Below are 25,425 nucleotides of genomic sequence, written 5' to 3' on the forward strand. Positions count from 1 at the left end.
ATGAATCCTTTTGAAAATCAATCTGGTTCTTATTTAGTATTGATTAATGAAGAAGGCCAACATTCATTATGGCCAACTTTTGTTGAGGTACCTTTAGGGTGGAAAGTTGTATATGGAGAATCAAATCGTGAAAGCTGCTTAAAATATATAAATTCTCATTGGATTGATATCAAGCCGAATAGTTTAAAGCTTGTTGCAAGCAGCTTAAAAGGTAATTGAAGTGAAGCTTTATTCTAATCAAAAGCTAGTTGTTATGATTGTGTATGTAATGGCAATGTTTATGGCTGCGATGGATGGTACGATTGTAAATGTTGCTTTACCAACTATTAGCCAAGAGTTTCAAATTTCTCCGGCGGCTACCGGTAGTATTAATGTAGGGTACCTTGTTAGTCTAGCCGTATTTTTGCCAATATCGGGTTGGCTTGGAGATCGATTTGGCACAAAGAAAGTCTTTTTAGTTGCTTTAGCTATTTTTACAGTCTCTTCTGCTTTATGTGGATTAGCAACCCATCTCTTTTCACTAAATCTATTCCGTATTTGTCAAGGAGCGGCTGGAGGGTTACTAACACCTGTAGGAATGGCTATGCTTTATCGAACGTTTTTACCAGAAGAGCGCTCGAAGGTCGCGCGTACGCTAGTACTTCCAATTGCAGTTGCACCTGCAATTGGACCTGTTATCGGTGGTCTTTTAGTTGAAGCTATGTCATGGCCATGGGTATTTTATATTAACATTCCATTTGGATTTTTCGCATTTTTCTTTGGACTTAAGTTTTTAAATGAACATAAGGAAAATGAAGCTGGTAGCTTTGACTTTAGAGGGTTTATGCTGTCTGCTGTAGGTTTAGCTAGTTTGATGTATGCTTTAAACCATGGGCCATCAGTAGGTTGGTTATCACCTCTAATCTTATCGATAGGTGGATTGGGCCTTCTATTCGTTTCAATCTTTATTGGAGTTCAATTGCGTACCAAAAATCCGATGCTGAATTTTCACTTGCTATCAGATCGCTTGTTTCAAACAATGAGCATAATTTCAGCGCTTTGCGTTGCTGGATTACTAGGCATTCTTTATGTGTTTCCTTTAATGTATCAAAATGCTTTTGGTGCTTCAGCGCTGGAAAGTGGATTAACAACATTTCCAGAAGCAATAGGCTTAATTATTGCTTCTCGCATTATGCCGTGGTCAACCAAAAAGATAGGGGTTCACGGGGTAATTAGAATGGGTTTAGTAGGATCGGCGCTTATGCTTATATGTTTAAGCTTGATTAGTACAGAAGCAAGTCCATGGATTTTTCGCATGATTTTGTTTAGCGTTGGATTGTTTTTAGGACATACGGTCGTATCTGTACAAGCAATCAGCTTTAATAATATTTCCCCTAGCTTAATGGGGAGAGCAACTACCTTGTTTAATGTTCAAAATCGATTAGGATCAGCTGTTGGTATAGCTATCTTATCAAGTATTATTGGAATGAAACAAACGGCTTTTGATGGAGATTATTCAAGCGTAATTCCTTATCAAATTGCATTATTAGTAGCCAGCTTATTTCTATTACTTGCGTTAATTTTAACGTTTCGTATCCATACAGCTAATTTTGAAATGCCAAAAACAAAACGTTTCACACGTTCCGATAGTTCAATGAACGAAGATGTAAAAGTTAGTAAATAAAGTGTAATAAATGAGAGTACTGCTTATAAGTAGTACTCTCATTTATTAAAAATAGAAAGGAAGAAAAAATTGGTTCATATATACATATGTCAGCTTCCTAAAACAATAGATGATGACGCGTTAAATAAAATTGCATCACAGCTTTCGTTGGCCAAACAAAAACAAATTAAGCGTTTTTTTCACCTTGAAGATTCTTACCGCACTGCAATTGGTGAACTATTAGTACGTTATGGACTTTATAGGAAATACAACGTGATACCAAAGGAGCTAACGTTTCATAAAAATAAATACGGGAAGCCTTTTGTCCCTGAATATCCAGATTTTCAATATAATATTTCTCATTCTGGTGAATTTGTTGTTTGCGCTGTGCATGACAAAAGTGTAGGAGTTGATATTGAGAAGGTACAATCCATTGATATGAACATAGCAAAAGGATTCTTTACTGAAGAAGAATACAAAGAGGTTATTAAAGAATCAGAGAATAAAATCACAGCTTTCTATCGTGTTTGGACTTTAAAGGAAAGTTATATTAAAGCAACGGGGGAAGGAATGAGTAGACCTCTTACTTCTTTTCAGATTCAAGGAAAAGATGAAGAACCTATAACTGCTATAGATACGGTGAAGAATAAACCAATTAAGAATATTTGTTTTAAACAACAGAACATAGGAGATTCTTATCAGCTTTCAGTATGCGCGTATGAGCCTTGTAATGTTAGCCAACTTATTCACCTTTCTCTTTCAGATTTATGTCATAAATTGAAAATTCTTTGTTAAATCTACTTCTTGGGTTTGTATATTGAACGTTAGATTAGAGCACTGTTTAAAAAATGAATGCGAAAATATAAAGTTTAGTTCTTTATGAGTATATAACTGGAAATGAGACAAGGTTATTCTACGTTTTTCTAAACCTATTGAATCCAAATGAACCTTTGAAACGATCGGATTTTGAGTTAATTAGTACAGTGAATCACAATGGAACAGCAGCAAATACAAATTTAACCCATGAAATTAACGTGCCTATAGATCGTAGTGGCTATCACGTTATTTTAGGCGTATGGGACGTAGCGGATACACCGAATGCGTTTTATAACGTCATTGATGTGAATTTAATTAACGGTGAAGAAGTCGACAAAGAGCCACCGACAGCACCCGCGAGCGTTGAAGCGTTAAACGTTACAGATCGAATGGTTGAGCTAAGCTGGAATAAATCAATGGACAATCAAGGAATTAAAGAATATGAAATTTATCGCAACGGAGAAAAGGTTGCTACTACGATGAATACCGTCTATAAAGATGCTGGCGTTAAGCCAGACACAAGCTACGAATACTATGTAAAAGCCATTGACTTATCTGGTAATACTAGTTCTGCTAGTAAGGCTGTAGCTGTGAAAACACTAAAGCCAGTTGAAGACATGGAAGCCCCAACACCCCCAAGCGGTCTTCATAGTATGAAAGAATCAGAGAGTTCTATTGAATTAATGTGGTCGCCATCAGAAGATCAAGTAGGCGTTAAAGAATATGCAGTCTACCGTGATGGACAGCTAGTTGCAACGACGGCTACTACGTACTATATTGATAAAAATCTTAAGCCAGATACGAGCTATACGTATACAGTCTTTGCTATTGATGGAGCAGGGAACGTTTCGGATTCAAGCTCACCGCTAGAGGTATCGACATTAAAAAGTGATTCTTCCGTTGAAGAATGGAGCGAAGAGAAAGTCTATACTGCTGGCATGATTGTTCAGTTTAAAGGGCTTGAATATAAAGCGAAATACTGGACCAAAGGCAATCAGCCTGATTCATCAGATGCGTGGGAATTAGTAAGTGATACCGTAGTGGAGTGGAATGCACAAAAAGCCTATCCAAGTGGTTCAAAAGTAAACTATGGAAACCGCACATACGAAGCACGGTGGTGGACGCTTGGTGATACGCCAGGTACGTCCGTCGTATGGAAAGTAGTAGAATAAGATTGTACCAAAGAGGACATTCGTTTCGATGAGTGTCCTTTTTTGATGTTGCAAATCGATATGCTAATTTTATTTTTTGTAAATTTTTTTAAAAAAAGATTGAAATCAAAAACTGAAGGTGCTTTAATAAATGTAAGCGATAACATATCACATATGTGATAACTGAAAGGTGGTGTTATTGTGAACGTAGAACGAATCGCTCGAAAGAAAATCTCAGAATCAATTGAAGAGCAAATTGAAGGCATGATTGCCTCGGGTCAGTTTAAGCCTGGAGAGAAGCTTCCTTCAGTCAGAGAGCTGTGCACGTTATTTGGCGTGGGGCGTTCATCTGTACGCGATGCCATTACCGCACTCAAAGGTAAAGGAATTGTGGATGTAAAGCAGGGAGAAGGCACGTTTATTTGTCAGTTTGATTCATCAAGAATGTTTCAATATACCATGCTTTTACCGAGCGAAGAGGATGTTCGAGAACTATTTCAAGTCCGAAAAATGCTGGAGCCGGGCATTGCTGAAATGGCTGCCAAGAATCGCTCTCCAGAAGATTTAAAGAAATTAAAACTAGCGCTTTCCAAAACATTTGAAAATGACTGGGAAGCCGATTACCACTTCCATCAAGTGATTGTCCATGCAGCAGGCAATAAAATGCTAACTCAATTCATCCAGTTTATTTCCACGACGATGCAAAAAGCAATGATTGATTTTTATCAGTACATTCAACCACACGAAGCCTTTTTAAAAGAAATTGCGTCACACCACTATCACATCTATGAATCCATTAAACAATCAAATTCAAAAGATGCCTACATACACATGCTGAATCATTTAGAACTTGTTGAAAATATTCTACAAACAAGCTTAGCGCGCATCCAGCGCTAATGCTTCATAAAAATTGAATTTCGATGGGGGAGTTTGATGATTGCAGAACGACTTTTTTCTGACCTTCAAGCGCTTTTTTCTACTGAGCAAGTGCAGGAAACAGCAGTAGCACATCCGCTTGGAAATGGAGGGGAGGTTACGGTTTACCCGACTTCTGAAGCCGAAATTGCAGCTGTTTTAACGTATGCGAATCAAAATGGATATACGGTATCCATCATGGGTGCAGGTACGAAGCGAGGGTTCGGCGGTTTAGTTCAATCTGCTGATATCTTGCTATCTCTTTCTCGCTATAAGGGAATTGTGGAGCATGTACCGGGCGACATGACGGTTACGGTGAAAGCAGGTACATCGTTTAAGGAGTTACAAGATCATTTAGCCACATACGGTCAGCAGCTTTCGTTAGATCCATCTTGGCCCGAAACAGCAACAATTGGTGGTATTGTAGCAGCCAATGACAGCGGTCCTAAACGCCTTGGATATGGATCTTGTCGAGATGTTGTCATTGGCATGACGCTTGTGTATGCTGACGGACAAATCATTCGTTCTGGCGGAAAAGTCGTCAAAAACGTAGCCGGCTACGATATGAATAAGCTCTTCATTGGTTCAATGGGGACGCTTGCTGTTATGTCTGAAATTACGCTAAAGCTTCGTCCGCTTCCAAAGTGCCAATCACTCGTCGTTATCGCGTTTCCAGAGGCATCTTTAATTGATATCAGGTCCTTAGCGACTCAGATCCTGGATTCCATGCTAGAGCCCGTATCCCTACAACTCATGAGTCCTTCTTTGAGTAGAGAGCTAGTTGGAGAAGAAGCTTACTGTTTAGCCATTGCGCTGGAGGATGTTGAGAGCTCTGTTCGCTATCAAGAAAAAGCAATTCAAGGGCTGGGAAGCTCACAAGCAGTTGTTTCCATCAAATCGGAAGAGGAGCGAATTCGCTTTTGGCACCAGCTTTACAGAATGGGTGTCAATGGAGCTTCTTTTATAGATGGGGACTCTCTAACAGCCGTTTTAAAGGTAGGAGTGAAAAATCTCGATGCCCTCAAGGTAGTAGAAAGCGCATATTTGCTTACGAATCGATATGATGTCCGCATTCGGGCACATGGGGGAATCGGTCACGGTCTTTGTCAAATCGAAATTAGTGGGGGCTCTAAAGACATTCTAGGAGCAATTGTTGATATGCGTAAGCAAGCTCATGAACTAAAAGGATATGTAGTCGTTACGCACGCACCGCTTGTATTTCGTCAGCAGCTCAACGTCTGGGGAGAAAAGCCATCTCACTTCTTTTTATACGAAGGAATTAAATCAAGGATAGACCCGAACAAAATGTTAAATCATAAGCGATTTGTGGGAGGGATTTGATTTATGAGTGGAGAGGTTGTAAACGAGCCGGCCTGTACAGCAAGTAGCCTAACAAACTACTTATGGAAAGATAAGCCTGACCCAATGAAATGGGCTGATTGTGTGCACTGTGGCATGTGCTTGGAATCGTGCCCAACCTATGAGATAACGGGTCAAGAGCAGCATTCACCAAGAGGGCGCGTTCATCTCATTAAGTCCGTAGCTGAAGGGAAGCTTGAAGTAAACGAACAGCTAATTGATCCAGTTTTTGATTGCTTAGACTGCAGAGCCTGTACGACAGCTTGTCCAGCCGATGTGGATGTCGGTGGGTTGATTGAAGAAGCGCGCGGCCAAATCCGTCAAGCGATGCCGCTTACTGGTGTGAAAGGAACTGTAAACGAGTTCTTTTTAAAAGGGTTATTCCCATACCAGCGACGTCTTGAATCCGTCGGTTCACTGCTGAAGTTTTATCAAAAAAGCGGGCTGCAAAAAGCTGTGCGAAAAACGGGACTTATGAGCGTGATGCCAAAGCATTTAGCTGAAATGGAAGCAGTTATGCCAGATATTAAAAAGCCTGTACAAAAGAAATATAAGAAGCAAACAACGATTCCTGCAAAAAATGAAGCGAAAGCAAACGTGGCTTTTTTAACTGGGTGCGTCATGGACGTGATGTTCAGCGATATTAATGATGCTACTATTCAAGTATTAACCCGCAACGGAAACAACGTGACGATTCCAAAAAAACAAACGTGCTGCGGTGCTTTGCATGTGCATGCCGGCGACCGAGATACGGGAAGGAAGCTTGCAAAACAAAACATTGAAGCATTTGAAAATGAGGAAACCATCGTTGTAAATGCAGCGGGATGCGGGTGTATGCTGCAAGAATATCCCGAGCTGTTTCGAGAAGAGGAAACGGAATGGTACGACAGAGCCAAAGCATTTTCCAGAAAAGTCCAAGATATTTCAAAATACTTATACGATACGGGCTATGAAAAACCGAAAGCGTCTTTACACACAACGATTACCTATCATGATGCTTGCCATCTTGCGCATGGTCAAGGCGTGAGAAAAGAGCCGCGCGATTTACTTCTTAATATACCGGGAGTGGAAATGGTGCATATGCCAAATGCTGATCGGTGCTGTGGTAGCGCGGGGATTTATAATATGACCAATCCAGAAATGGCAGGTGAAATCTTAAAAAGCAAAATGGAAAGCGTGCCGGAAGATGCAGAGTTAATTTCAATGGGGAATCCTGGCTGCATGCTCCAAATGGCCATGGGTGTAAAAAAATACGGTCGCAGCCAAAAGGTTGTCCATACGGTTCAGCTGCTGCAGTGGGCGTATGAAAAAGAAGATGAAGAAAAGGGGTATCGCTCATGAAGAAGAAAAAAATTCGTTCAAATGATGCGCATATCCTAGCGCTAGCTGCTCTCATGGAAGGCAGTGGGTCGATCTTATATGAAGAAGCTGATTTGCTCGCTTATGACTGTGACGGGTTTACCGTTCACCGCAAACTGCCGCGAGCGGTGGTGTTTCCAAAAGATGCTGAAGAAGTAGCAAAAGTTGTGCGCTACTGTGCGAAGCATAACCTTTCGTTTTTAGCTAGAGGAGCTGGTACAGGGCTAAGCGGTGGAGCTATTCCTCTCAACAATGAAGTGATCATTAGCCTTGTTCGAATGAAGCGCTTGGTGAGCGTGGATCTTGAAAACCGGCAAGCAGTTGTTGAGCCCGGCTTCATTAATTTAAAGCTCACAAACTCAATTGCAGATAAGGGCTATTATTATGCTCCCGATCCATCAAGTCAATACTGTTGTACAATCGGAGGCAACGTTGCGGAAAACGCAGGCGGCGCTCATTGTTTAAAGTATGGAGTCACAACAAACCATATTTTAGCGCTTGAAGTGGTATTGCCGAATGGTGAAATTATCACTATTGGTGGAGAAGGCATCCAGGATACGCCAGGCTATGACCTTCTTGGGCTTTTGACAGGATCTGAAGGGACGCTTGGAATCGTAACAAAAATTACGGTTCGTATTTTGAAAAATCCTGAAGCCAAGCAGACGGTGCTAGCGTATTTTGACCATGTTTCAGATGGAAGCCAAGCCGTGTCTGACATCATTTCAGCAGGTATTGTTCCAGCGGCTCTTGAAATGATGGATAAAATTGCGATTGAAGGCGTAGAAGCAGCTGCTTTTCCAGTAGGACATCCAAAAGATATTGAAGCGGTGTTGCTTATTGAAGTTGATGGAATCTCAGCAGGTATTGAGGAACAAATTGAAGAAATTCTTGCCGTTTGCCGACGGCATCATGTCAGAGAAGTAAAAGTTGCAAAAGATGAGCAAGAACGAGCGAGCTGGTGGGCAAACCGGAAAACGGGCTTTGGAGCAATGGGAGCCATCTCGCCGGATTATCTAGTGCAAGACGGCGTCATTCCGAGAAGCAAACTGCCAGAAGTGCTGGAGCGGATCAACGAAATTAGCAGGCGATATGAGTTAAGAATTGCGAATATTTTTCATGCTGGTGACGGTAATCTACATCCGCTCATTCTATTCGATATGACAAAGCCGGGAGAAACAGACAGAGCGTTAAAAGCAGGCAGTGAGTGCTTACAGGTTTGTGCAGATGTTGGCGGAACCATTACAGGAGAACACGGTGTGGGTATCGAAAAGAAAGAGGAAATGAAATTTGTCTTTACGGATGAAGAAATTTTGGCTCAAACAAACATTCGTGAAGTGTTTAACCCAGAAAATTTACTAAATGCGGGTAAACTGTTTCCAAGTCCAAGTCGCTGCGCTGAAATTAAGCGTGATTTAAAGGATAAGCAAACAGTTGCACGTCCGTAATCATTAAAAGGAGGAAGTAAAATGGTAGCTTATAAGCAAATTGGAAAACTTCAAGTAGCACCTGTTTTGTACAAATTTATTAATGAAGAAGCTCTTCCGGAGACTGGACTACAAGAGGAGGCGTTTTGGGCAGGATTCGAACAACTTATTCATGAGCTAACACCGGAAAATAAAGCACTGCTTGCTAAACGTGATGAACTGCAAGCCAAATTAAATCGATGGCATCGTGAAAATCGTGATTCCTTTGACTTTGAAGCGTACAAAGCATTTCTTACGAGCATTGGCTATTTAGAAGCAGACGTAGCTGACTTTCAAATTTCAACAGCTAACGTAGACGATGAAATTGCGCTTCAAGCTGGACCACAGCTTGTTGTACCAGTTAATAATGCCCGCTACGCAATTAACGCGGCGAATGCTCGCTGGGGTAGCTTATACGATGCGCTTTACGGAACGGATGCGATTAGCTCCGAAAATGGAGCTGGAGTTCAAAGTCAGTATAATCCGATTCGGGGTGAAAAGGTCATTACGTTTGCAAAATCCTTTTTAAATCATACGATTCCATTAAAAGAAGGCAAACACGAAGACGTTGTGCAGTACGTCGTGACAAATAAGGTGGAAGCATTGTTGCAGGACGGGACAACAACGGAGCTGAAAGAACCGAGCAAATGGGTTGGCTATCAAGGTGATGGTTCAAACCCGAGTGCCCTGTTATTTAAAAATAACGGGCTGCATTTTGAAGTTCAAATTGACCGCCAGGATGCGATTGGAAAAAGCGATGATGCAGGCGTAAAAGATGTGCTGCTTGAATCGGCTGTCACAACTATTATGGACTGTGAAGACTCGGTAGCTGCAGTAGATGCAGAAGACAAAGTAGAAGTGTATCGCAACTGGTTAGGCTTAATGAAAGGTGATTTAAAGGCGACGTTTAAAAAAGGTGCAAAAACAATGACCCGTACGCTAAATGACGATCGTCAGTATGAAACTGCAAACGGAGATACTGTGACGCTTTCCGGACGCTCTTTGATGTTTGTACGAAACGTAGGTCATTTGATGAGCAACAGCGCCATCTTAGACGCCAACGGTGATGAAATTCAAGAAGGTATTTTAGATAGCATGATTACGAGTTTAATTGCAAAGCATACGCTGCTTGGAACTGGTAAGTATCAAAACTCTCAAAAAGGCTCTGTGTATATTGTAAAACCGAAAATGCACGGCTCTGAAGAAGTAGCATTTGCTAATAAGCTGTTTGATCGCGTAGAAGATTTAGTCGGATTGCCACGCCATACTCTTAAGATTGGAGTGATGGACGAAGAGCGCAGAACGTCACTGAACTTAAAAGCGTGCATTGAAAAAGTTAAAAATCGCGTTGCGTTCATTAACACAGGGTTCTTAGACCGCACCGGAGATGAAATGCATACATCTATGGAAGCAGGCGTCATGATTCGAAAAAATGATATGAAATCTTCCGTTTGGCTAGCAGGATATGAAAAATCAAATGTACTAACAGGCTTAGAAAGCGGATTCCAAGGAAAAGCGCAAATTGGAAAAGGTATGTGGGCAATGCCAGATTTAATGGCTGAAATGCTGAAACAAAAAGTAGGCCACTTACAAGCAGGAGCAAATACGGCATGGGTTCCATCCCCAACCGCTGCAACGTTACATGCTCTTCATTATCATGAAGTCTCGGTTGTGGATGTTCAAAACCAGCTGGCGAACAATTCTACTAATCTGCGAGATGACATTTTACAGGTACCGCTTGCTGAAGAACCAAATTGGACAAAAGAAGAGGTACAGCAAGAATTAGATAATAACGCACAAGGTATATTGGGCTACGTAGTACGCTGGGTAGATCAAGGAATTGGGTGTTCAAAGGTTCCAGACATCAACGACGTAGGCTTAATGGAAGACCGAGCAACGCTTCGTATCTCAAGTCAGCACGTAGCAAACTGGTTACATCACGGAATTTGTACAAAAGAGCAAGTTCTTGCGACGCTACAACGAATGGCGAAAGTCGTGGATAGCCAAAATGCGGGTGACGCTAACTATCAGCCAATGGCACCTCATTATGAAGAGTCTATTGCGTTCCAAGCAGCGTGCGACCTTGTGTTTAAAGGATATGATCAACCAAACGGATATACTGAGCCAATCTTGCATGCGCGCCGCATTGAAGCAAAAGCAAAGCAAGCAATCGAACAAAAATAAGCGAATCAAGGAGCGAGGCTACGTATGAAATTTACACGTTTTGAATCAGAAGGTGTGATTTGCCAAGGAGTAGTAGAAAAAGAAAACATTCGTGAAATAACAGGAGATTTGTTTACGAAATGGGAATACACGGGGCGCACATTTATACGAGAAGATGTGAAGCTGTTAGCACCAATACAGCCAAATCAGATTATTGGCATTGGAGCTAATTACGTGAAAGATGTGAGCGAGCTGCCTGAAAAGCTTCCTGATATTCCGGTATTTTTCTTTAAACCCATTTCATCGGTTATTGGGCCTGGTGAAGATATCATCATTCCAGAAGGAATTGAAGAAGTAAAGTTTGAATCTGAGCTTGCGGTTGTCATTGGAAAAGAAGCAAAAAAACTTTCAGCGTCAAATGTTCGTGAGTATATCTTTGGCTATACGATTGGAAATGACGTCACAGCACCGCAGTTTATTCACCCGGACGGCCACTGGACGGTGGGGAAATCATTTGATACATTCACGCCGCTTGGTCCCTATATTGAAACCGAGCTTGATCTTGCAAACATTCGTGTAAAAGCGACGCTGGATGGCATAGAAAAACAAAATAGCGGTATGGATCTTATCATCATCTCGGTTGAAAAAATGATTGCTTATCTTTCAAATGTGATGACGCTCAAACCAGGAGACGTTATTTTAACAGGTAGTCCAGTAGGAGCGGAATTAGTGGGCACAGGAAGCATTATTAATTGTCATATTGATGAAATTGGCTCGCTGAAAAATACTTTTAGCAAAGTAAAAGTCAGCGTGAATTAATAAGAAAGAATGATTTGAATACAGCTTGGTATCTGCGGTAAACATGCTTGTCTACATGAATAAAACAGGTTCAGGCTGCTTAGGTATTTCGATCACAACAAAAAACAACCTGTTCGAATTGCGACGTAATCGGATTTCGAACAGGTTTTTATTTATGAAAAAAGGTAATAGCTTGACTGAAACGGATATTCTCTCACATAAAATAAACTGTTTTAAACACTTGTTGAAAAGGAGGAAGAAAAGCATGAGTACTGGAATGTTAGCACTTCTATCACTTTTACCGATTTTAGCGGTTGGTATTTTTTTAGTAGGGCTGAGATGGCCTGCTAGCAAAGCGATGCCAATTTCTTACTTGGTGGCTGTAGGGTTAGCGTTATTTGTATGGAAGGTGCCTGGCGTAACAATCGCTGCTGCTTCCATTAATGGTTTGGTCGTTGCAGGAACGCTTTTATATATTATTTTTGGTGCAATTTTATTACTGAACACCCTGCAAGAAAGCGGCGGAATTAAAACCATCCGCCAAGGCTTTACGGATATTTCACCGGACCGCCGTATTCAAGTTATTATTATTGCATGGCTATTTGGTTCCTTTATTGAAGGAGCTTCGGGTTTCGGTACGCCGGCTGCGGTTGCGGTTCCGCTGTTAGTAGGCCTAGGCTTTCCTGCCATGGCAGCGGTTATTGCTGGAATGGTTATTCAAAGTACGCCCGTTTCGTTCGGGGCAGTAGGAACACCAATGCTAGTCGGCGTTCAAACAGGATTATCAGCAGATGCAAGCATTACGGATAACTTTCTAGCACTGGTAACTGAAATTGGTGGACAGGTAGCAATTTTACACATGATCGCGGGTACGTTTATTCCACTGTTTGTTGTGGCGCTTATGACAAAGTTCTTTGGGAAGAATAAATCATTTACGGAAGGAATCCGCGTTTGGAAGTTTGCACTCTTTGCTGCGTTTGCAATGACCATTCCATATGTCTTGGTTGCAAACCTACTAGGTCCTGAGTTTCCATCAATGATTGGTGGATTAGTCGGACTTGTCGTTGTTGTGTTTGCTGCTAAAAGAGGATTTTTAATGCCAGCTAAAGAAGAAGCATGGGACTTTGAAGAGAAAAGCAAGTGGGACCCTGAGTGGATAGGTAGTTTAGAAATAAAAGATGTTGCGTATCATAACGGACAAATGAGCATGTTTCGTGCGTGGCTCCCTTATGTATTAGTTGGCGTGTTCTTAGTGCTATCAAGATTGAAAGCGCTTCCTATTTTAGGGTGGCTACAATCATGGACCGTTTCGTTTCCGAATATATTTGGTTCTGAAGTAAGTGCAAGCTTTCAGCCACTGTATCTTCCGGGAACAATTTTCATCTTAGTATCTCTAATCACTTATTTCCTTCATCATATGAATAAAAAAGCTTATAAAAAGGCGTGGGCACAGTCTGCAAAAACAACGATTGCTGCGTCTACAGCTTTAATTTTTACGGTTCCGATGGTACAGGTTTTTATTAATTCAGGAGGAGGAGAAGCGGGGTTCGATAAAATGCCAATTGAATTAGCAAACGGTGCAGCAGCTTTAGCAGGCGAATATTGGCCGTTGCTTTCAACTTTTATTGGAGGACTTGGTGCATTTATTGCTGGAAGCAACACCGTAAGCAATATGATGTTTTCGTTATTTCAATACGATGTTGGTACCCAAATTGGCGTGAATCCAACTTGGATTGTTGCTTTACAAGCGGTTGGAGGAGCGGCTGGAAACATGATTTGCGTTCATAATGTTGTGGCAGCTTCAGCTGTTGTAGGGCTGGTTGGAAAAGAAGGAGCGGTTATTCGAAAAACGCTGCTGCCGTTTATGTACTATGCACTTTTATCCGGAGCGGTTGGGTATGCAATCGTATGGTATGCTGAAAAAGGACTAGTAAATATTGGATCAGCAATTGTCGTAGGTGTCTTTTTAGTAGCGGTGTATATAATCAGTACAAATCAACGTCGTACGCAGCTCATCTCTGTTGGGAATAAAACAAAGTTCTTAGACTAATAAAACAAAGCGAAGTGGATAGAATTCCACTTCGCTTTTTGTCATTTTTGAACAAAATCAGGGTAATCAGTAATAATAGCGTCTATATTCATTGAGATGAATAAAAATAGATACAAAGTCTTACTTTTATTTACAAATCAGCCAATGTTTCGACAGCTTTTAGACAGAATGAATCTCTTTTACACGCCCTACCTGTCCATCTGTTAGCCGAACTTTAATGCCGTGAGGGTGAAACGAAGACTTTGTTAACAAGTCTTTCACAATTCCCTCCGTTAATTTTCCAGTTCGTTGATCAGCTTTCAGAACGATTGATACCTTCGTTCCAGGAGAAATATCATTTCGATTTTGCCCGCTCATTTCTATCCACTTCACTTTCACGATGTGCTGACGATTTAGTCAACCTGTACAAGCACATCTTCTTTATTTGGGTATGTTTTTTCAATATGATGCTCGCCCCATGCACAAAGAGCATCTAAAATTCCTTTAAGAGACCAGCCATATTCCGTTAGAGAATACTCGACTTTCGGAGGAACTTGGTTATAGACCTCACGTAAAATAATGCCGTCCTCTTCAAGCTCACGAAGCTGCTGAGTTAGCATTTTTTGAGTGATGCCTGGCATCAAGCGCTTTAGTTCTCCGGTTCTTTTCTTTCCTTTAATCAAGTGACATAAAATCACTACTTTCCACTTACCACCAATTACTTCGAGAGAAGCTTCGACTGGAATATTGTAAACTTTCATTACTAAAAGCCTCCTTACGTAACAATGTTCTGTCTATTCGTTTGCATGCGACAAATATTCCTCATGCGTGAACGTTAATCAATTTATTGTTATTGTACCGCTTTACGCCCAAAATAGTCCATTAGGTACTTTTTGGTGCCTATCGTACTTGAAAGTGCGTACTTTTTTTATGGATTGGTATCTTGCATAATGACTAACAGAGCTAGCCAGTCGGCGCTAGCTGCTGACAGAATTGACTCAGGAACTAGAAAGGCGCCTATACTGAGCTCAACATAAAATAAAAAAGATAAGCAATGATTAAGGAGGAAAAATAATGAGTTCACTTTCACATACAAAAACAAATGAGAAAGGCGGTACCTTTGCATTATTAGCGTTAGCCATCAGTGCATTTGGTATTGGAACAACTGAATTTGTGCCAGTTGGTTTATTATCTAGTATATCGAATGATTTATCTATTTCAATTACGCTAGCAGGATTATTAATTTCAGGCTATGCGATTGGTGTATCAATCGGCGCACCAGTTTTAACGGCTTTAACCAATAAAATGAATCGAAAAACATTATTAATGGCACTTATGGTGGTATTTATTATTGGCAATGCAGCAGCAGCAGTTTCTACAAGTTTCACGTTATTGCTTGTTGCCCGCTTCATTACGGCTTTTTCACACGGAATATTCTTTTCAATTGGGTCAACAATTGCAGCAGATCTTGTACCACAGCATAAGAGGGCGAGCGCTATTGCGTTTATGTTTACAGGGTTAACCGTTGCAACCGTAACAGGTGTTCCGCTTGGTACGTTTATTGGTCAAACATTTGGCTGGAGAGCAACCTTTGGAGCAGTGGCTTTACTTGGAGTGGTTGGAATTATTGCAAGCGCAATTTTAATTCCGAATAACTTAAAAGAAGCACCGCCTACGTCGTTTAAAGAACAGGTCAAGATTTTAACAAATGGTCCACTTTTATTAGCATTTGCTATTACGGCACTAGGGTACGGAGGTACGTTCGTTGCGTTCACTTATTTAACACCTCTTTTAGAAAATGTAACAGGCTTTAGTGCTAAATGGGTAAGTATCATCTTGCTGGTCTATGGTGTTGCAGTGGCAATTGGTAACACTGTAGGTGGAAAAGCAGCGAATAAATCACCGCTTAAAGCACTGTTTTGGATGTTTATTTTGCAAGCTGTTGTCTTAGTTGCTTTAAGCTTTACGGCACCGTTTAAGATAGTTGGCTTAATTACGATTTTCTTAATGGGGCTGTTCGCTTTCATGAACGTTCCGGGCTTACAAATTTTAGTGGTAAATTTAGCAGAAAAGTATGTTCCATCTGCTGTGAACGTGGCATCAGCGCTTAATATCGCTGCATTTAACATCGGAATTGCAATCGGTGCATTTGTAGGTGGGCTTATTGTGGATTCAATCGGCATTATTCATACGCCGTGGATTGGTGGAGTAATGGTGATTGGAGCTGTTTTACTCACTGCATGGAGTGCACGAATAGAAAAGGGAGTAAGGTAAATGAAAATGGAAGGCTTAAACGGCCTTCCATTTTTTTGCATATATTATTGCTGCCAAAAAGAAAGTAAGGGTCCATCCTCTCCGTAGATTGGATCTGTTTTCGGAAGAGGCACATTCTTTATTTGTTTGACAGCTTCTGTATGTTCGTTAGAATTACCGGTCTTTAAATTATAGTTGCTTCCATCAGGATACGCGCCAACTACTTGGAAATCAGCCGTTGATTGAAGGCGCTTATGTCCCGTACCTGCCGGCAGTACAATTACATCTCCAGCGTGTACAACAATATTTTCACCTTTGGGACCACCTAGCTGTAAGCGAGCACAGCCTCGTATAATACCGAGAACCTCATGTGTGTTGCTGTGGTAGTGATGAAAATCATAAATGCCATTGACCCAGCTATTTTTCCAGTTGTGATTATGAAAGATAGTTTCCATTTTATCCTTACGATCAATTAATGCATGTTCATAGAGTAAAACAGGAAGGGAAGGGTGGTTGGGAATAACCCCATCATCATCAAAAAACAAAACTTTTACATCTGACACAATCTCTCCTCCTCCAAATATCGTATTTTCTTAACATTCCCTCTTCGTAAAAGAAATAAACTAACGTTGGATTATCTGTAAAAAAATGAAATATAACTAAAACTAAATTCCTAAAAGGGGTTAAATGGTTCATTTGAACTATAAGTCTGTTCCATGATAAGAAACAAGCTTAAAATACAACGCCAAAAAAAGGAATGTATATGGTAAATATTATCATGGTAGGTTTTGTAATGGAAAGAGTGTATTTTTAAATAACTGAGAAGTAGGTAGATTAAGGGGACAATATGAGTCGAAATGCTTACAAAAATATCCTGGTAATTTAATGACTTATGGAAGATTGAAGATGTTTAAGGATTTCCTTATGATGGTAAAGGAGAATTAAGTAATGAACTTTATCAAATAACTGTAAAAAAGTAATTCGAAATAAGTGATTGTGAATATAGAGATTATGAAATTAGTCGATGATAGAGTTCATGAAAACATAAAGAGAAACGGAGAGGATTACGTGAAAAAAGCAGCAGGTTTAGTCTTAATTGGGGCTCTTTCACTGGGCTTAGCAGCGTGTGGATCAAGTGAAGAAGGAGAAGGAGCAGGTGCAAACAAGTCGTTTGAAGCAAAAATTGATGGTGCACAGTACATATTAGTATCGGAGCAAGACGGTGGCGTGAGCGGAGATGAGGCCTTACTTGCGGTGGAGTTAGAAGTAAAGAATACGTCTAAGGATGCCATTTCGTTGTCTAGCAATGATGTCAGCCTTTACGATGGTGACGAACAATTAGAACCTAATACAGACGTATACAGCGATGAAATTGAAACGTCCATGCGATCTGGAAAGATTGCGTCTGATAAGTCCAAAAAGCTTACGTATCTTTTTAACGTAGAAAAAGATAAAGAGTATGAAATTGGTCTTCAGCCAATTAGTGAAGACTACGATAATAAGATTGAAGAAGTAAAGCTAAAATTAGATACAGCAAAATATGAGAAAAGCTTAAAAAACTTAGAAACTCCTGAAAAAGCATTGACAGCCTATATTGACGTGTTGTTCTTAGGGAAAGAAAATGAAGACTTCAATAAATATGTAATAGCAGATAAGGAAGAGGTTGAAAAGTCTGCTAATAAAGCATTCCGTGAATCAATTAATAAAGTGTTTTCAAATGATTTAACAGAAGAAGGTGCGTCTAATTTATACAAAATGTATAAAGACGAGTTGAATTCAAAAGCGACGTTTGAAGCTAAAACGATTGAAAATGTTAATGGAAAAGCAGTTGTAGAAGTGAATTATTCCGGTATCGGCGTATATAACTTATATAATACAGTTTCTGATTATAAGCGCGCTTATTATCAAGAAACAAATGAATATGATTCGAAAAAACAAGAAGCTTATGCAATTTCAAAATTCAAAGACATTCTAGGTGGGGCAGAGCTTAAAGAAAGCAACTATCCATTAGAAATTGAAATGGTTGAAAAAGACGGAAAATGGGAAATTAAGCCAAAAGATAAATATAGCGATACAGTTGAAAAAGCATTCGCTGCGGGTGACATTAACTAAAGATGTAAGCCTAGAAAGAGAGAAGAGATGATCTTCTCTCTTTTTTGATTGTTATAAAGCGCTTACTGTAAATTTTGTTTGTGTTTTGAGCAAATTTTACAGTTATTTTTATGAAGATGTGCTAGTATGATGGTCTCAATAAAAGTTTTTATGTGTATAGTTGGAGGAATGGAAGATGAAAGCAAAATATTGTAGACAATCAAAAGCGGTTAGAACGAGTCGCGTATTTCCAAATGATACAAATAATCATCAAACGTTATTTGGTGGTAAGCTCATGAGCGATATTGATATGATTGCTTCAATTTCTGCTTCTCGTCATAGCCGAGCAGAGTGCGTAACAGCATCAACTGATTCTGTGCATTTCTTACATCCGATTACTCCGCAGGATTCGGTATGTTTTGAATCATATGTATCTTGGACAGGCCGATCTTCAATGGAGATCTTTGTGAAAATCATAAAAGAAAATTTAAAATCAGGAGAGCGAAAAATTGCTGCTACGTCCTTTATCACTTTTGTTGCGCTTGGAGAAGATGGAAAGCCTTGCGAAGTGCCGAGCGTAATCCCAGAAACGGATGAAGAAAAGTATTTATATCAAACGGCACCTGAGCGAGCAAAAATTAGAAAGAGTGTGCGCGCTAACAGCAATAGCTTAGCACAGTTCTTAAGCCTCGAGCAGCCGTGGAACTAAATGTAAATTATCTGTCAGCTAACCTTACCAACTAAAAGACGGATTGTGCTGGAGATGCTAATCTTTAAAATATCATTTTCGTCTACAAACTGGAGGGGAAGCAGATGTTTAAAGATGCTGTATTAGCAAAAGAATGGCTGCCAGTTGCGTACAGTCAAGATCTAGGAGCGGATCCACTTGCTGTGAAGGTATTGGAAGAGAGAGTAGTGCTTTTTCGGGTAAGAGGAGCAATTAAAGCCTTTAAAGATCTTTGTATTCACCGAGGAGCTGCTTTATCGCTTGGTAAGGTAAAAGATGATTGCATCGTTTGTCCTTATCATGGATGGGAATATAATGTGGATGGACAGTGTAAAAAAATTCCGCAGCAGCCACCGAATAGAGCGATTCCACTCAAAGCAAAAGCTATTGTATATCAGTGCAGAGAAGTATACGGAATGATTTGGGTTCGACTCAGTGAACAAGGATCTGATGCAGCAGAACCTCTTCCTTACTATGGGGAATATAATCACCCATCTTTTAAGACTGTCCATGCGTATGCTCATACGATGAATGCAGCGGCACCTCGCGTGGTTGAGAATTTTTTGGATGTGAGCCATCTTGCATTTGTTCATGAAGGAAGCTTAGGGCATCCAGATTATACAGAAATTCCGGATTACAAAGTGAACTGGCGTGATAACCACTACGTCTCAGACGAGATTGAAGTATATGCTGATGCGGACGGCACAGGGAACTGGTCAACCATTTACTATACGTTTGAAATTCTTCGCCCGACGGTTGCGCGGTTAAAAAAAGTGAATTATCAAACCAACGAAATCTTCTCCATGCTGTTTGCCGTATTGCCCCAAGAACAGCTGAAATCAACCGTTTTTGCACTCGTATCACGAAATTATGAGCTGGATAAGCCAGATGAATATTTTCAAGAATTTCAACAGCTTATCATCGAACAAGATACAGGCATTGTTGAAAGTCAAAAGCCAGAAGAACTTCCGTTAGACTTACAAGCAGAGCTGCATCTTAATCCTGATCGCGTTAGCATTGCATACCGAAAATGGTTAGGAGAGCTTGGCGTTGAGTTTGGAAGCGATGTGGGAAGAAAGGCAAAAACTATATAATAAGAAAGAAAAGATGCTGTTTATCTTAATAAGCAGCATCTTTTTTGTTGAGTATAAAACTACAAAAGTAAAAATATAGTAAATAAGTAAACTTTATTACATTTTTATGTTAAAATGTTACTGATTTGTTTATAATTTATCAGGGTTCTGTGTAAAGGTAAACAAATAAAAATTTATTGAAAAAGGAGCTATTATATGAATCCAGAAATTACGACGACCGAACAGAAGCAGGGGCCAAAGCCGTCCGTATTTAAGTTTATTTTTAGTCCAGGCGCTGAGTTTGACAAAATGAAGCAGCGTCCGGCGATTGTGGCTTCACTCATTCTCGTTATCTTACTAAGTGCCGTTGCATTCGCACTTAGTACCATTACGCCAGAAAGCTTGGCTTCTTTACAGGAGCTTGGGATTGAGCCAGATGATTCTATGAAATTGTTTAGCATGATTGGAGCTGGAATTGGAGCGTTAATTGTCACGCCTATCGCGATGTTAATTGGTGCAGGAATCCTTTTACTTATTGTAAAAATCGGAAAAGGAACAGCAAAGTATAAGCACATGTTTAGTTTAACAGCATTTATTACGTTCATTACAATGCTTGGTTTATTACTAAATACAGTCATTGCAGTTGTAGCTGGAACAGGAATAAATATAACGTCTTTAAATGGTTTAATTGGAGCTGAAGGAGCTGTTGGTGGCGTATTAGCAAGCATTGAAATTTTCTCGATTTGGTCGCTAATCTTAACAGCAATGGGCTTACAAAAAGTAGGCGGTTTATCTAAAAAAGCTGCAATTATTATTGCTAGTGTCTTTTTTGTACTGTCTGTTATTTCACAAATTATAGGAAGTGTTATGGCGTAATGAAAAAAGGTATAATCATCACAGTTGTTTCTCTCTTAATCGTAGTACTAATTGGCGTAAACGTGTTTAAAGCACAGAAAAGTGAAGACGTACAAGTTAGCGTGACGTCATTAAAAGATATGACGTTGCGCAGTACGGTTATGATTCCAGGTACTCTTAAGCTTGCCGATGAGCAGTATGTGTATTATCAGCCAGAAAATGGTGAGATTGAAGATATTAAAGTAACAGAAGGTACAAGAGTTCAAGTTGGCACACCGCTTGTCACATATACAAATGATGATTTAGAGCTTGAAAAAGAACAAAATAAGCTTGGCGAAAAATCGAATGAACTACAGGTTAGCTCACTAAATAAGCAGATTGCTAAGCTGAAAGATAAGCAGAAGAAGCTGGAAAAAGAACTTCCAAAAGAAGAAGCGAAAGCGCAAATAGAAGAAGAACGTACTCAGCTTAATTTAGATCTTGAAACAGCAAAAATTGAAGCTGAACGCAACAAGCTAGAGCGCAAGTCATTAACAAAGAAAGAGAATAATCTCACTGAAAAAAGTGAATTAGCTGGCACAGTGCTGTCTGTGGATAAAGAAGCTGCTCACAACACAAGCGAGGTTCAAAAGCCGCTTATACATATTGGCAATACGGATCAATATTTGGCAACAGGTGTTCTATCAGAATATGATGCTCTTAATATTGAAGTAGGTCAGCCAGTAAAAATTACATCTGATGTGGTGCCGGACAAAGAGTGGGAAGGATCAGTTCAGCAAGTTGATTTCTTACCACAGCAGTCCGATGCAGCAAGTGGTGGAGACGCAGCGAATCAATATCCAGTACAAGTAAAGGTAACGGATGAAGGGATTAAAAGTATTCGTCCAGGCTTTAAGCTTTTATTAGAAATTGAAACTGAAAGCAAAAAAGCAAAAGCCGTTCCATCAAAAGCAATTGTCAATGAAGGCGATGAGAAGTACGTGTATATCGTAAAAGATGGAAAAGCTGTTAAGCGAGAAGTGAAGGTTGGTCAAACAACAAACAAGTCAATTGAAATTGTTAAAGGCGTTACGAGTAAGGATCAAATCATCTCAAATCCATCTAATGAGCTAGCAGATGGTGTGGAAGTGACAGTGAAATGATTAAATTAGAAAATATCTCTAAAAGCTATCGTCTTGGGAAAGAAGAAGTTCCTATTTTAAAAGGGATTGATTTAACGATTAAAGACGGTGAGTTTGTTGCCATTATGGGTCCTTCAGGTTCGGGTAAATCAACCTTGATGAACATTATTGGTTGTTTAGATCGACCAACTTCAGGTGCTTACTTTTTAAATGAACTCGAGATTTCAACGTACAGTGATGATCAGCTAGCTAAGGTGCGAAATGAACAGATTGGATTTGTGTTTCAGCAATTCCAGCTGTTGCCGCGGTTAAAAGCCGTGGAAAATGTAGAGCTGCCGATGGTCTATACGGGCATATCTCGAAAAGAGCGACGCGAGCGTGCTGAAGCTGCGCTGTTAAAGGTAGGATTAGGTGAAAGAATCAATCACTTACCAAATGAGCTATCGGGTGGACAAAAGCAGCGTGTTGCTATTGCTCGTGCCATCGTTAATAAGCCTAGTCTCATTTTAGCAGACGAACCAACGGGAGCGCTTGATACAAAAACAAGCGTATCAATTATGGAGGAATTTGCTGCTTTAAACAAAGATGGAACAACCGTAGTGGTCATCACTCATGAGCCAGAAGTAGCTGAATATGCTTCAAGAACAATATTAGTTCGTGATGGAAATATCGTTGCGTACAACGGTAAGGAGAGTCTTGAACTATGAGCATGATGGAAAATATTCGTATGGCTTTGGCGTCGGTTGTTGCGCATAAGCTACGCTCGCTCTTGACGATGCTCGGTATTATTATCGGGGTTGCAGCAGTTATTATCGTTGTAGCGATTGGTCAAGGTGGAGAGCAGATGCTTAAATCGCAAATTACAGGCGATAGCAATACGGTTGACTTAATGTACGAACCTTCAGAGGAAGAAATACAAACAAACCCAAACATTTGGGAGCAGGCGTTTTTTACGTCGCAAGATATTGATAATCTAGGCAAGTTACCAGGTGTTGAAAATGTTGTGGCATCTCTACAGGAAATGATGTCGGTCCGTTATAAAGAAGACACGTTAGATACAACGGTATATGCTATTAACCAGTCGTATTTGGACGTAAATGATTTAAAAATTGCACAGGGACAAAGCTTAACCGATGGTGATTTTTTATCGGGTAACCGAGTTGCTCTTATCAGCGATGAGCTAAACAAGGAAATGTTTAAAGATAGCAGTGGCCTTGGCGAAATCATTTGGGTGAAAAACCAGCCAATTGAAGTTGTAGGAATTTTAGAAAAGCCAACCGGCATATTAGGGTCATTTGGCATGATGGAAGTGTATATGCCGAGCAACACGTATAAATCAAGCTTTGGAAAAGTAGACTATACGTCTGTAAGTCTTCAAGCTTCCAATCCAGATGAATTACAAACTGTTGGAGAGAGCGCAGCAAATCTATTAAATGAAACGTACGGAACAGAAGATTCCTACACCGTCATGAATATGGAAGCCATTGCGGATGGCATTGGGCAAGTCACAACAATTATGACAACAATTATTGGTTCAATTGCTGGAATCTCATTATTAGTTGGCGGCATCGGCGTTATGAATATCATGCTTGTATCGGTTACAGAAAGAACAAGAGAAATAGGTATTCGTAAAGCTCTCGGCGCAACGAAAAGACAGATTTTAACACAGTTCTTGATTGAATCAATAACGCTAACGTTAATCGGCGGTATCGTTGGCATTTTACTTGGAGCAGGCGGTGCTTCTATCGTTTCGATGTTTGCAGGATGGCCACCGTTAATTTCATGGCAAATTATTGTCATTGGACTATTGTTCTCAATGACAATTGGCGTGATTTTTGGAATGCTTCCAGCAAATAAAGCAGCCAAGCTCGATCCGATTGAAGCGTTAAGATATGAATAAGGAAGAAAATCACTCAAAACCAGAGTGATTTTCTTTTTTTTAGATGAATGTATAATATAATAGAAGATAAGGGGACATGAATAGGGGGAGAGAGGATGACCATTTCACTTTTTCTTATTTTGTTTGTGGGGATTGTTTCGCTAGTCGGGACGATATGGATTGCGAATAACGATGACAAACAGTATAAAAAGACTGGAAAAAAACGAATTCGAAACTTATCATTTATTTATGTAGCGCTACTAGTAGGTTCTGCTATTGCCGTTGCTGTTTATATTGCAAATATTTAATTTGGAAAGTAGGTTACCTTGAACCTCGAATATTATTAGAGGGTAAAGATTATTTAACTAGCGTACTTGAAGAAGAGGTTAAACTGTTGTGGTAGGTAGCTGAGGTATTTCAGTCAATTAGATATCCGAACGATTGCTGACTTGCAATCGTTCGGATGTTTTTTTGTTGATTCCGAAAACAAGTTAAAAAACTAGTGGAATGCAGCGCAATAGAACGAACGTGTTCTCACTGCCTAACTATGTTCGAACAGTCATGGTTTGTCTTTGAGAAGAAATCATTTAGTTATGTCCCAGCTGCGGTTTTTATCGCAAATTGAAATCTCCGCTTGAGACATCTACGTCTATTCGATGCGTACCCTTCCCATTCGTAGCTTGAATTTCATCTTCTTGTTCTTTCATTGTTTTAAAGTTAAATCGATTATTAATATCTCCCGTGCTCGCTTTGGCTTGTAAGGTAATATCAGCTTTAGGTGGCAGCGTAACAGTCATGTCTCCAGAGCTAACGTGAGCTTTAATCGAATCAACCACTCTATTTATAGAAATAGAAGCATCACCTGAAGACACGTGAGAATCCAACTTTCCTTCGTAGTTTTTAATCGTAATATCTCCTGACTGTAAATCAACTGAGCCTTCTTTTGTGCGCACTTTGTTGATTACGAGGTCTCCTGAGGAAACATTGATATCTAATTTATCCGCATCAATTCCTTGAATAACAGTATAGCCAGATTGGACTTTAACTGAAAAATTAGTAAGAGATAAAGAGGTTTCGTTAAACTCTACATCGCCTGAACCTACGTTTAGCTCTAAATCATTGCTGTATTCTTTTGGAATATAAATTGTTAATTTACTGCTATTACCGAATGAGAAAAATGAAAAAGGCTTATTTTTATACGTAACGGTAATCGTTTTTCCATTGCGTTGAACATTTACTTTTCCCTTCCCTTGTAAATCCGCTTTTACTTCTTTTCCGTTATATTCTTCAATGACTGTATTTACGTTCGCTGTTTTAAGCTTAATACTTTCAATTGAATTTGTCAGAGCTGCTTCGGTTTTGGAGGATCCTAACGTCCATGTAGATGTGGTAAATGGATTAGTCAAAAGAAAAGCAGCTCCGATAAATACTAGAACCAAAAACAATAGTTTTTTCATGCTTCACCCTGCTTTCAATTTTATAAAGAAATAAGATACATCACCAATGTTATCCATTTTGTGGGAGTTAATCAATAGCCCGAGGAATGAATTATAGGTAAGACCTGAGATGTAGTTGGAGATTGGAATATACTTACTTATTTTTCTAAAATAATGAATGGGTTTCAGTTGCCGAAAGCTAAAAGTAAAAATAATCCATAAAATTCAAGTAACAGTCATAAAAATGTTAGTTTCATTACGAATTTTAAAGGAATTATATGGTTTGTAATATTAT

24 protein-coding genes are annotated in these 25,425 nt (G+C 39.8%); 20 read left to right on the plus strand and 4 right to left on the minus strand.

What is annotated here, in order from left to right:
* From LZP85_RS02995 to LZP85_RS03045, 11 genes are all read left to right on the plus strand, one after another.
* A complete protein-coding gene (locus LZP85_RS02995; protein WP_025909663.1) occupies positions 1 to 219 on the plus strand; it encodes an MbtH family protein in 219 nt (72 codons plus the stop codon).
* 1 nt (position 220) lies between these two features.
* Entirely contained in the window at positions 221 to 1,663 is a 1,443-nt protein-coding gene (locus tag LZP85_RS03000) for an MDR family MFS transporter (RefSeq protein ID WP_226639666.1), read from the plus strand.
* Between the two features lie 69 nt (positions 1,664 to 1,732).
* Positions 1,733 to 2,437, plus strand: coding sequence for a 4'-phosphopantetheinyl transferase family protein (locus LZP85_RS03005; RefSeq protein ID WP_025909665.1), 705 nt, complete (start codon positions 1,733 to 1,735; stop codon positions 2,435 to 2,437).
* Between the two features lie 92 nt (positions 2,438 to 2,529).
* Positions 2,530 to 3,630: a fibronectin type III domain-containing protein gene (locus LZP85_RS03010; protein ID WP_326490225.1), complete on the plus strand. Its 1,101-nt coding sequence runs from the start codon at positions 2,530 to 2,532 to the stop codon at positions 3,628 to 3,630.
* Positions 3,631 to 3,810: 180 nt separating this feature from the next.
* Positions 3,811 to 4,506, plus strand: coding sequence for a FadR/GntR family transcriptional regulator (locus tag LZP85_RS03015; RefSeq protein WP_119543310.1), 696 nt, complete (start codon positions 3,811 to 3,813; stop codon positions 4,504 to 4,506).
* A gap of 36 nt (positions 4,507 to 4,542) precedes the next feature.
* Positions 4,543 to 5,865: an FAD-binding oxidoreductase gene (locus LZP85_RS03020; protein ID WP_100347199.1), complete on the plus strand. Its 1,323-nt coding sequence runs from the start codon at positions 4,543 to 4,545 to the stop codon at positions 5,863 to 5,865.
* Positions 5,866 to 5,868: 3 nt separating this feature from the next.
* Positions 5,869 to 7,224 carry a (Fe-S)-binding protein gene (locus tag LZP85_RS03025; RefSeq protein WP_119543311.1) on the plus strand — a complete coding sequence of 452 codons (1,356 nt, stop codon included), beginning with the start codon at positions 5,869 to 5,871 and terminating at the stop codon, positions 7,222 to 7,224.
* Positions 7,221 to 8,687 (plus strand): FAD-linked oxidase C-terminal domain-containing protein, encoded by a 1,467-nt coding sequence (locus tag LZP85_RS03030; RefSeq protein ID WP_226639664.1) that lies wholly within the window; start codon positions 7,221 to 7,223, stop codon positions 8,685 to 8,687. Before LZP85_RS03025 ends, LZP85_RS03030 begins: the two co-directional genes overlap by 4 nt.
* Before the next feature lie 21 nt (positions 8,688 to 8,708).
* Positions 8,709 to 10,889, plus strand: coding sequence for a malate synthase G (locus LZP85_RS03035; protein ID WP_119543313.1), 2,181 nt, complete (start codon positions 8,709 to 8,711; stop codon positions 10,887 to 10,889).
* 24 nt (positions 10,890 to 10,913) lie between these two features.
* The gene (locus LZP85_RS03040; RefSeq protein WP_226639662.1) at positions 10,914 to 11,687 is read left to right on the plus strand and encodes a fumarylacetoacetate hydrolase family protein; all 774 of its coding nucleotides are present in this window, start codon (positions 10,914 to 10,916) and stop codon (positions 11,685 to 11,687) included.
* A gap of 244 nt (positions 11,688 to 11,931) precedes the next feature.
* On the plus strand, positions 11,932 to 13,716 hold the full coding sequence (locus LZP85_RS03045; RefSeq protein WP_078990151.1) for an L-lactate permease: 1,785 nt from the start codon (positions 11,932 to 11,934) through the stop codon (positions 13,714 to 13,716).
* A 159-nt stretch (positions 13,717 to 13,875) separates the two neighbouring features.
* On the opposite strand, the gene LZP85_RS03050 is transcribed toward LZP85_RS03045, so the two are convergent.
* Together LZP85_RS03050 and LZP85_RS03055 are read right to left on the minus strand one after the other, a co-directional pair.
* Entirely contained in the window at positions 13,876 to 14,073 is a 198-nt protein-coding gene (locus LZP85_RS03050) for a YwbE family protein (protein ID WP_025909675.1), read from the minus strand.
* 35 nt (positions 14,074 to 14,108) lie between these two features.
* Entirely contained in the window at positions 14,109 to 14,456 is a 348-nt protein-coding gene (locus LZP85_RS03055; protein ID WP_025909676.1) for a winged helix-turn-helix transcriptional regulator, read from the minus strand.
* A gap of 313 nt (positions 14,457 to 14,769) precedes the next feature.
* On the opposite strand from LZP85_RS03055, the gene LZP85_RS03060 reads away from it, so the two are divergent.
* A complete protein-coding gene (locus LZP85_RS03060) occupies positions 14,770 to 15,969 on the plus strand; it encodes an MFS transporter (protein WP_226639661.1) in 1,200 nt (399 codons plus the stop codon).
* A gap of 44 nt (positions 15,970 to 16,013) precedes the next feature.
* On the opposite strand, the gene LZP85_RS03065 is transcribed toward LZP85_RS03060, so the two are convergent.
* Complete coding sequence (locus LZP85_RS03065) at positions 16,014 to 16,511, minus strand: cupin domain-containing protein (protein ID WP_226639660.1); 498 nt, start codon at positions 16,509 to 16,511, stop codon at positions 16,014 to 16,016.
* A 505-nt stretch (positions 16,512 to 17,016) separates the two neighbouring features.
* Here LZP85_RS03065 and LZP85_RS03070 point away from each other — a divergent pair.
* The 8 genes from LZP85_RS03070 (at position 17,017) to LZP85_RS03105 (ending at position 24,002) form a co-directional block, all read left to right on the plus strand.
* On the plus strand, positions 17,017 to 18,060 hold the full coding sequence (locus tag LZP85_RS03070; protein ID WP_226639656.1) for a DUF5105 domain-containing protein: 1,044 nt from the start codon (positions 17,017 to 17,019) through the stop codon (positions 18,058 to 18,060).
* 175 nt (positions 18,061 to 18,235) lie between these two features.
* Positions 18,236 to 18,748, plus strand: coding sequence for an acyl-CoA thioesterase (locus LZP85_RS03075; RefSeq protein WP_061786382.1), 513 nt, complete (start codon positions 18,236 to 18,238; stop codon positions 18,746 to 18,748).
* 104 nt (positions 18,749 to 18,852) lie between these two features.
* Complete coding sequence (locus LZP85_RS03080) at positions 18,853 to 19,860, plus strand: aromatic ring-hydroxylating oxygenase subunit alpha (RefSeq protein WP_119543316.1); 1,008 nt, start codon at positions 18,853 to 18,855, stop codon at positions 19,858 to 19,860.
* A gap of 195 nt (positions 19,861 to 20,055) precedes the next feature.
* Positions 20,056 to 20,715 carry a YknW family membrane protein gene (locus LZP85_RS03085; protein ID WP_119543317.1) on the plus strand — a complete coding sequence of 220 codons (660 nt, stop codon included), beginning with the start codon at positions 20,056 to 20,058 and terminating at the stop codon, positions 20,713 to 20,715.
* Complete coding sequence (locus LZP85_RS03090; RefSeq protein WP_061786379.1) at positions 20,715 to 21,836, plus strand: efflux RND transporter periplasmic adaptor subunit; 1,122 nt, start codon at positions 20,715 to 20,717, stop codon at positions 21,834 to 21,836. The genes LZP85_RS03085 and LZP85_RS03090 overlap by 1 nt, the downstream gene beginning before the upstream one ends.
* A complete protein-coding gene (locus tag LZP85_RS03095; RefSeq protein WP_119543318.1) occupies positions 21,833 to 22,522 on the plus strand; it encodes an ABC transporter ATP-binding protein in 690 nt (229 codons plus the stop codon). Before LZP85_RS03090 ends, LZP85_RS03095 begins: the two co-directional genes overlap by 4 nt.
* Positions 22,519 to 23,715, plus strand: a complete 1,197-nt coding sequence (locus LZP85_RS03100; RefSeq protein ID WP_025910340.1) for an ABC transporter permease — start codon at positions 22,519 to 22,521, stop codon at positions 23,713 to 23,715. Before LZP85_RS03095 ends, LZP85_RS03100 begins: the two co-directional genes overlap by 4 nt.
* A 95-nt stretch (positions 23,716 to 23,810) precedes the next feature.
* On the plus strand, positions 23,811 to 24,002 hold the full coding sequence (locus LZP85_RS03105; RefSeq protein WP_076512585.1) for a hypothetical protein: 192 nt from the start codon (positions 23,811 to 23,813) through the stop codon (positions 24,000 to 24,002).
* 303 nt (positions 24,003 to 24,305) lie between these two features.
* Here the strand turns inward: LZP85_RS03105 and LZP85_RS03110 are convergent, their stop codons facing one another.
* Positions 24,306 to 25,151 carry a DUF4097 family beta strand repeat-containing protein gene (locus LZP85_RS03110; protein ID WP_061786376.1) on the minus strand — a complete coding sequence of 282 codons (846 nt, stop codon included), beginning with the start codon at positions 25,149 to 25,151 and terminating at the stop codon, positions 24,306 to 24,308.
* Between the last annotated feature and the right edge of the window lie 274 nt (positions 25,152 to 25,425).

Origin of the sequence: Priestia flexa (genome assembly GCF_021441905.1) — a bacterium.
Taxonomy (GTDB): domain Bacteria; phylum Bacillota; class Bacilli; order Bacillales; family Bacillaceae_H; genus Priestia; species Priestia flexa.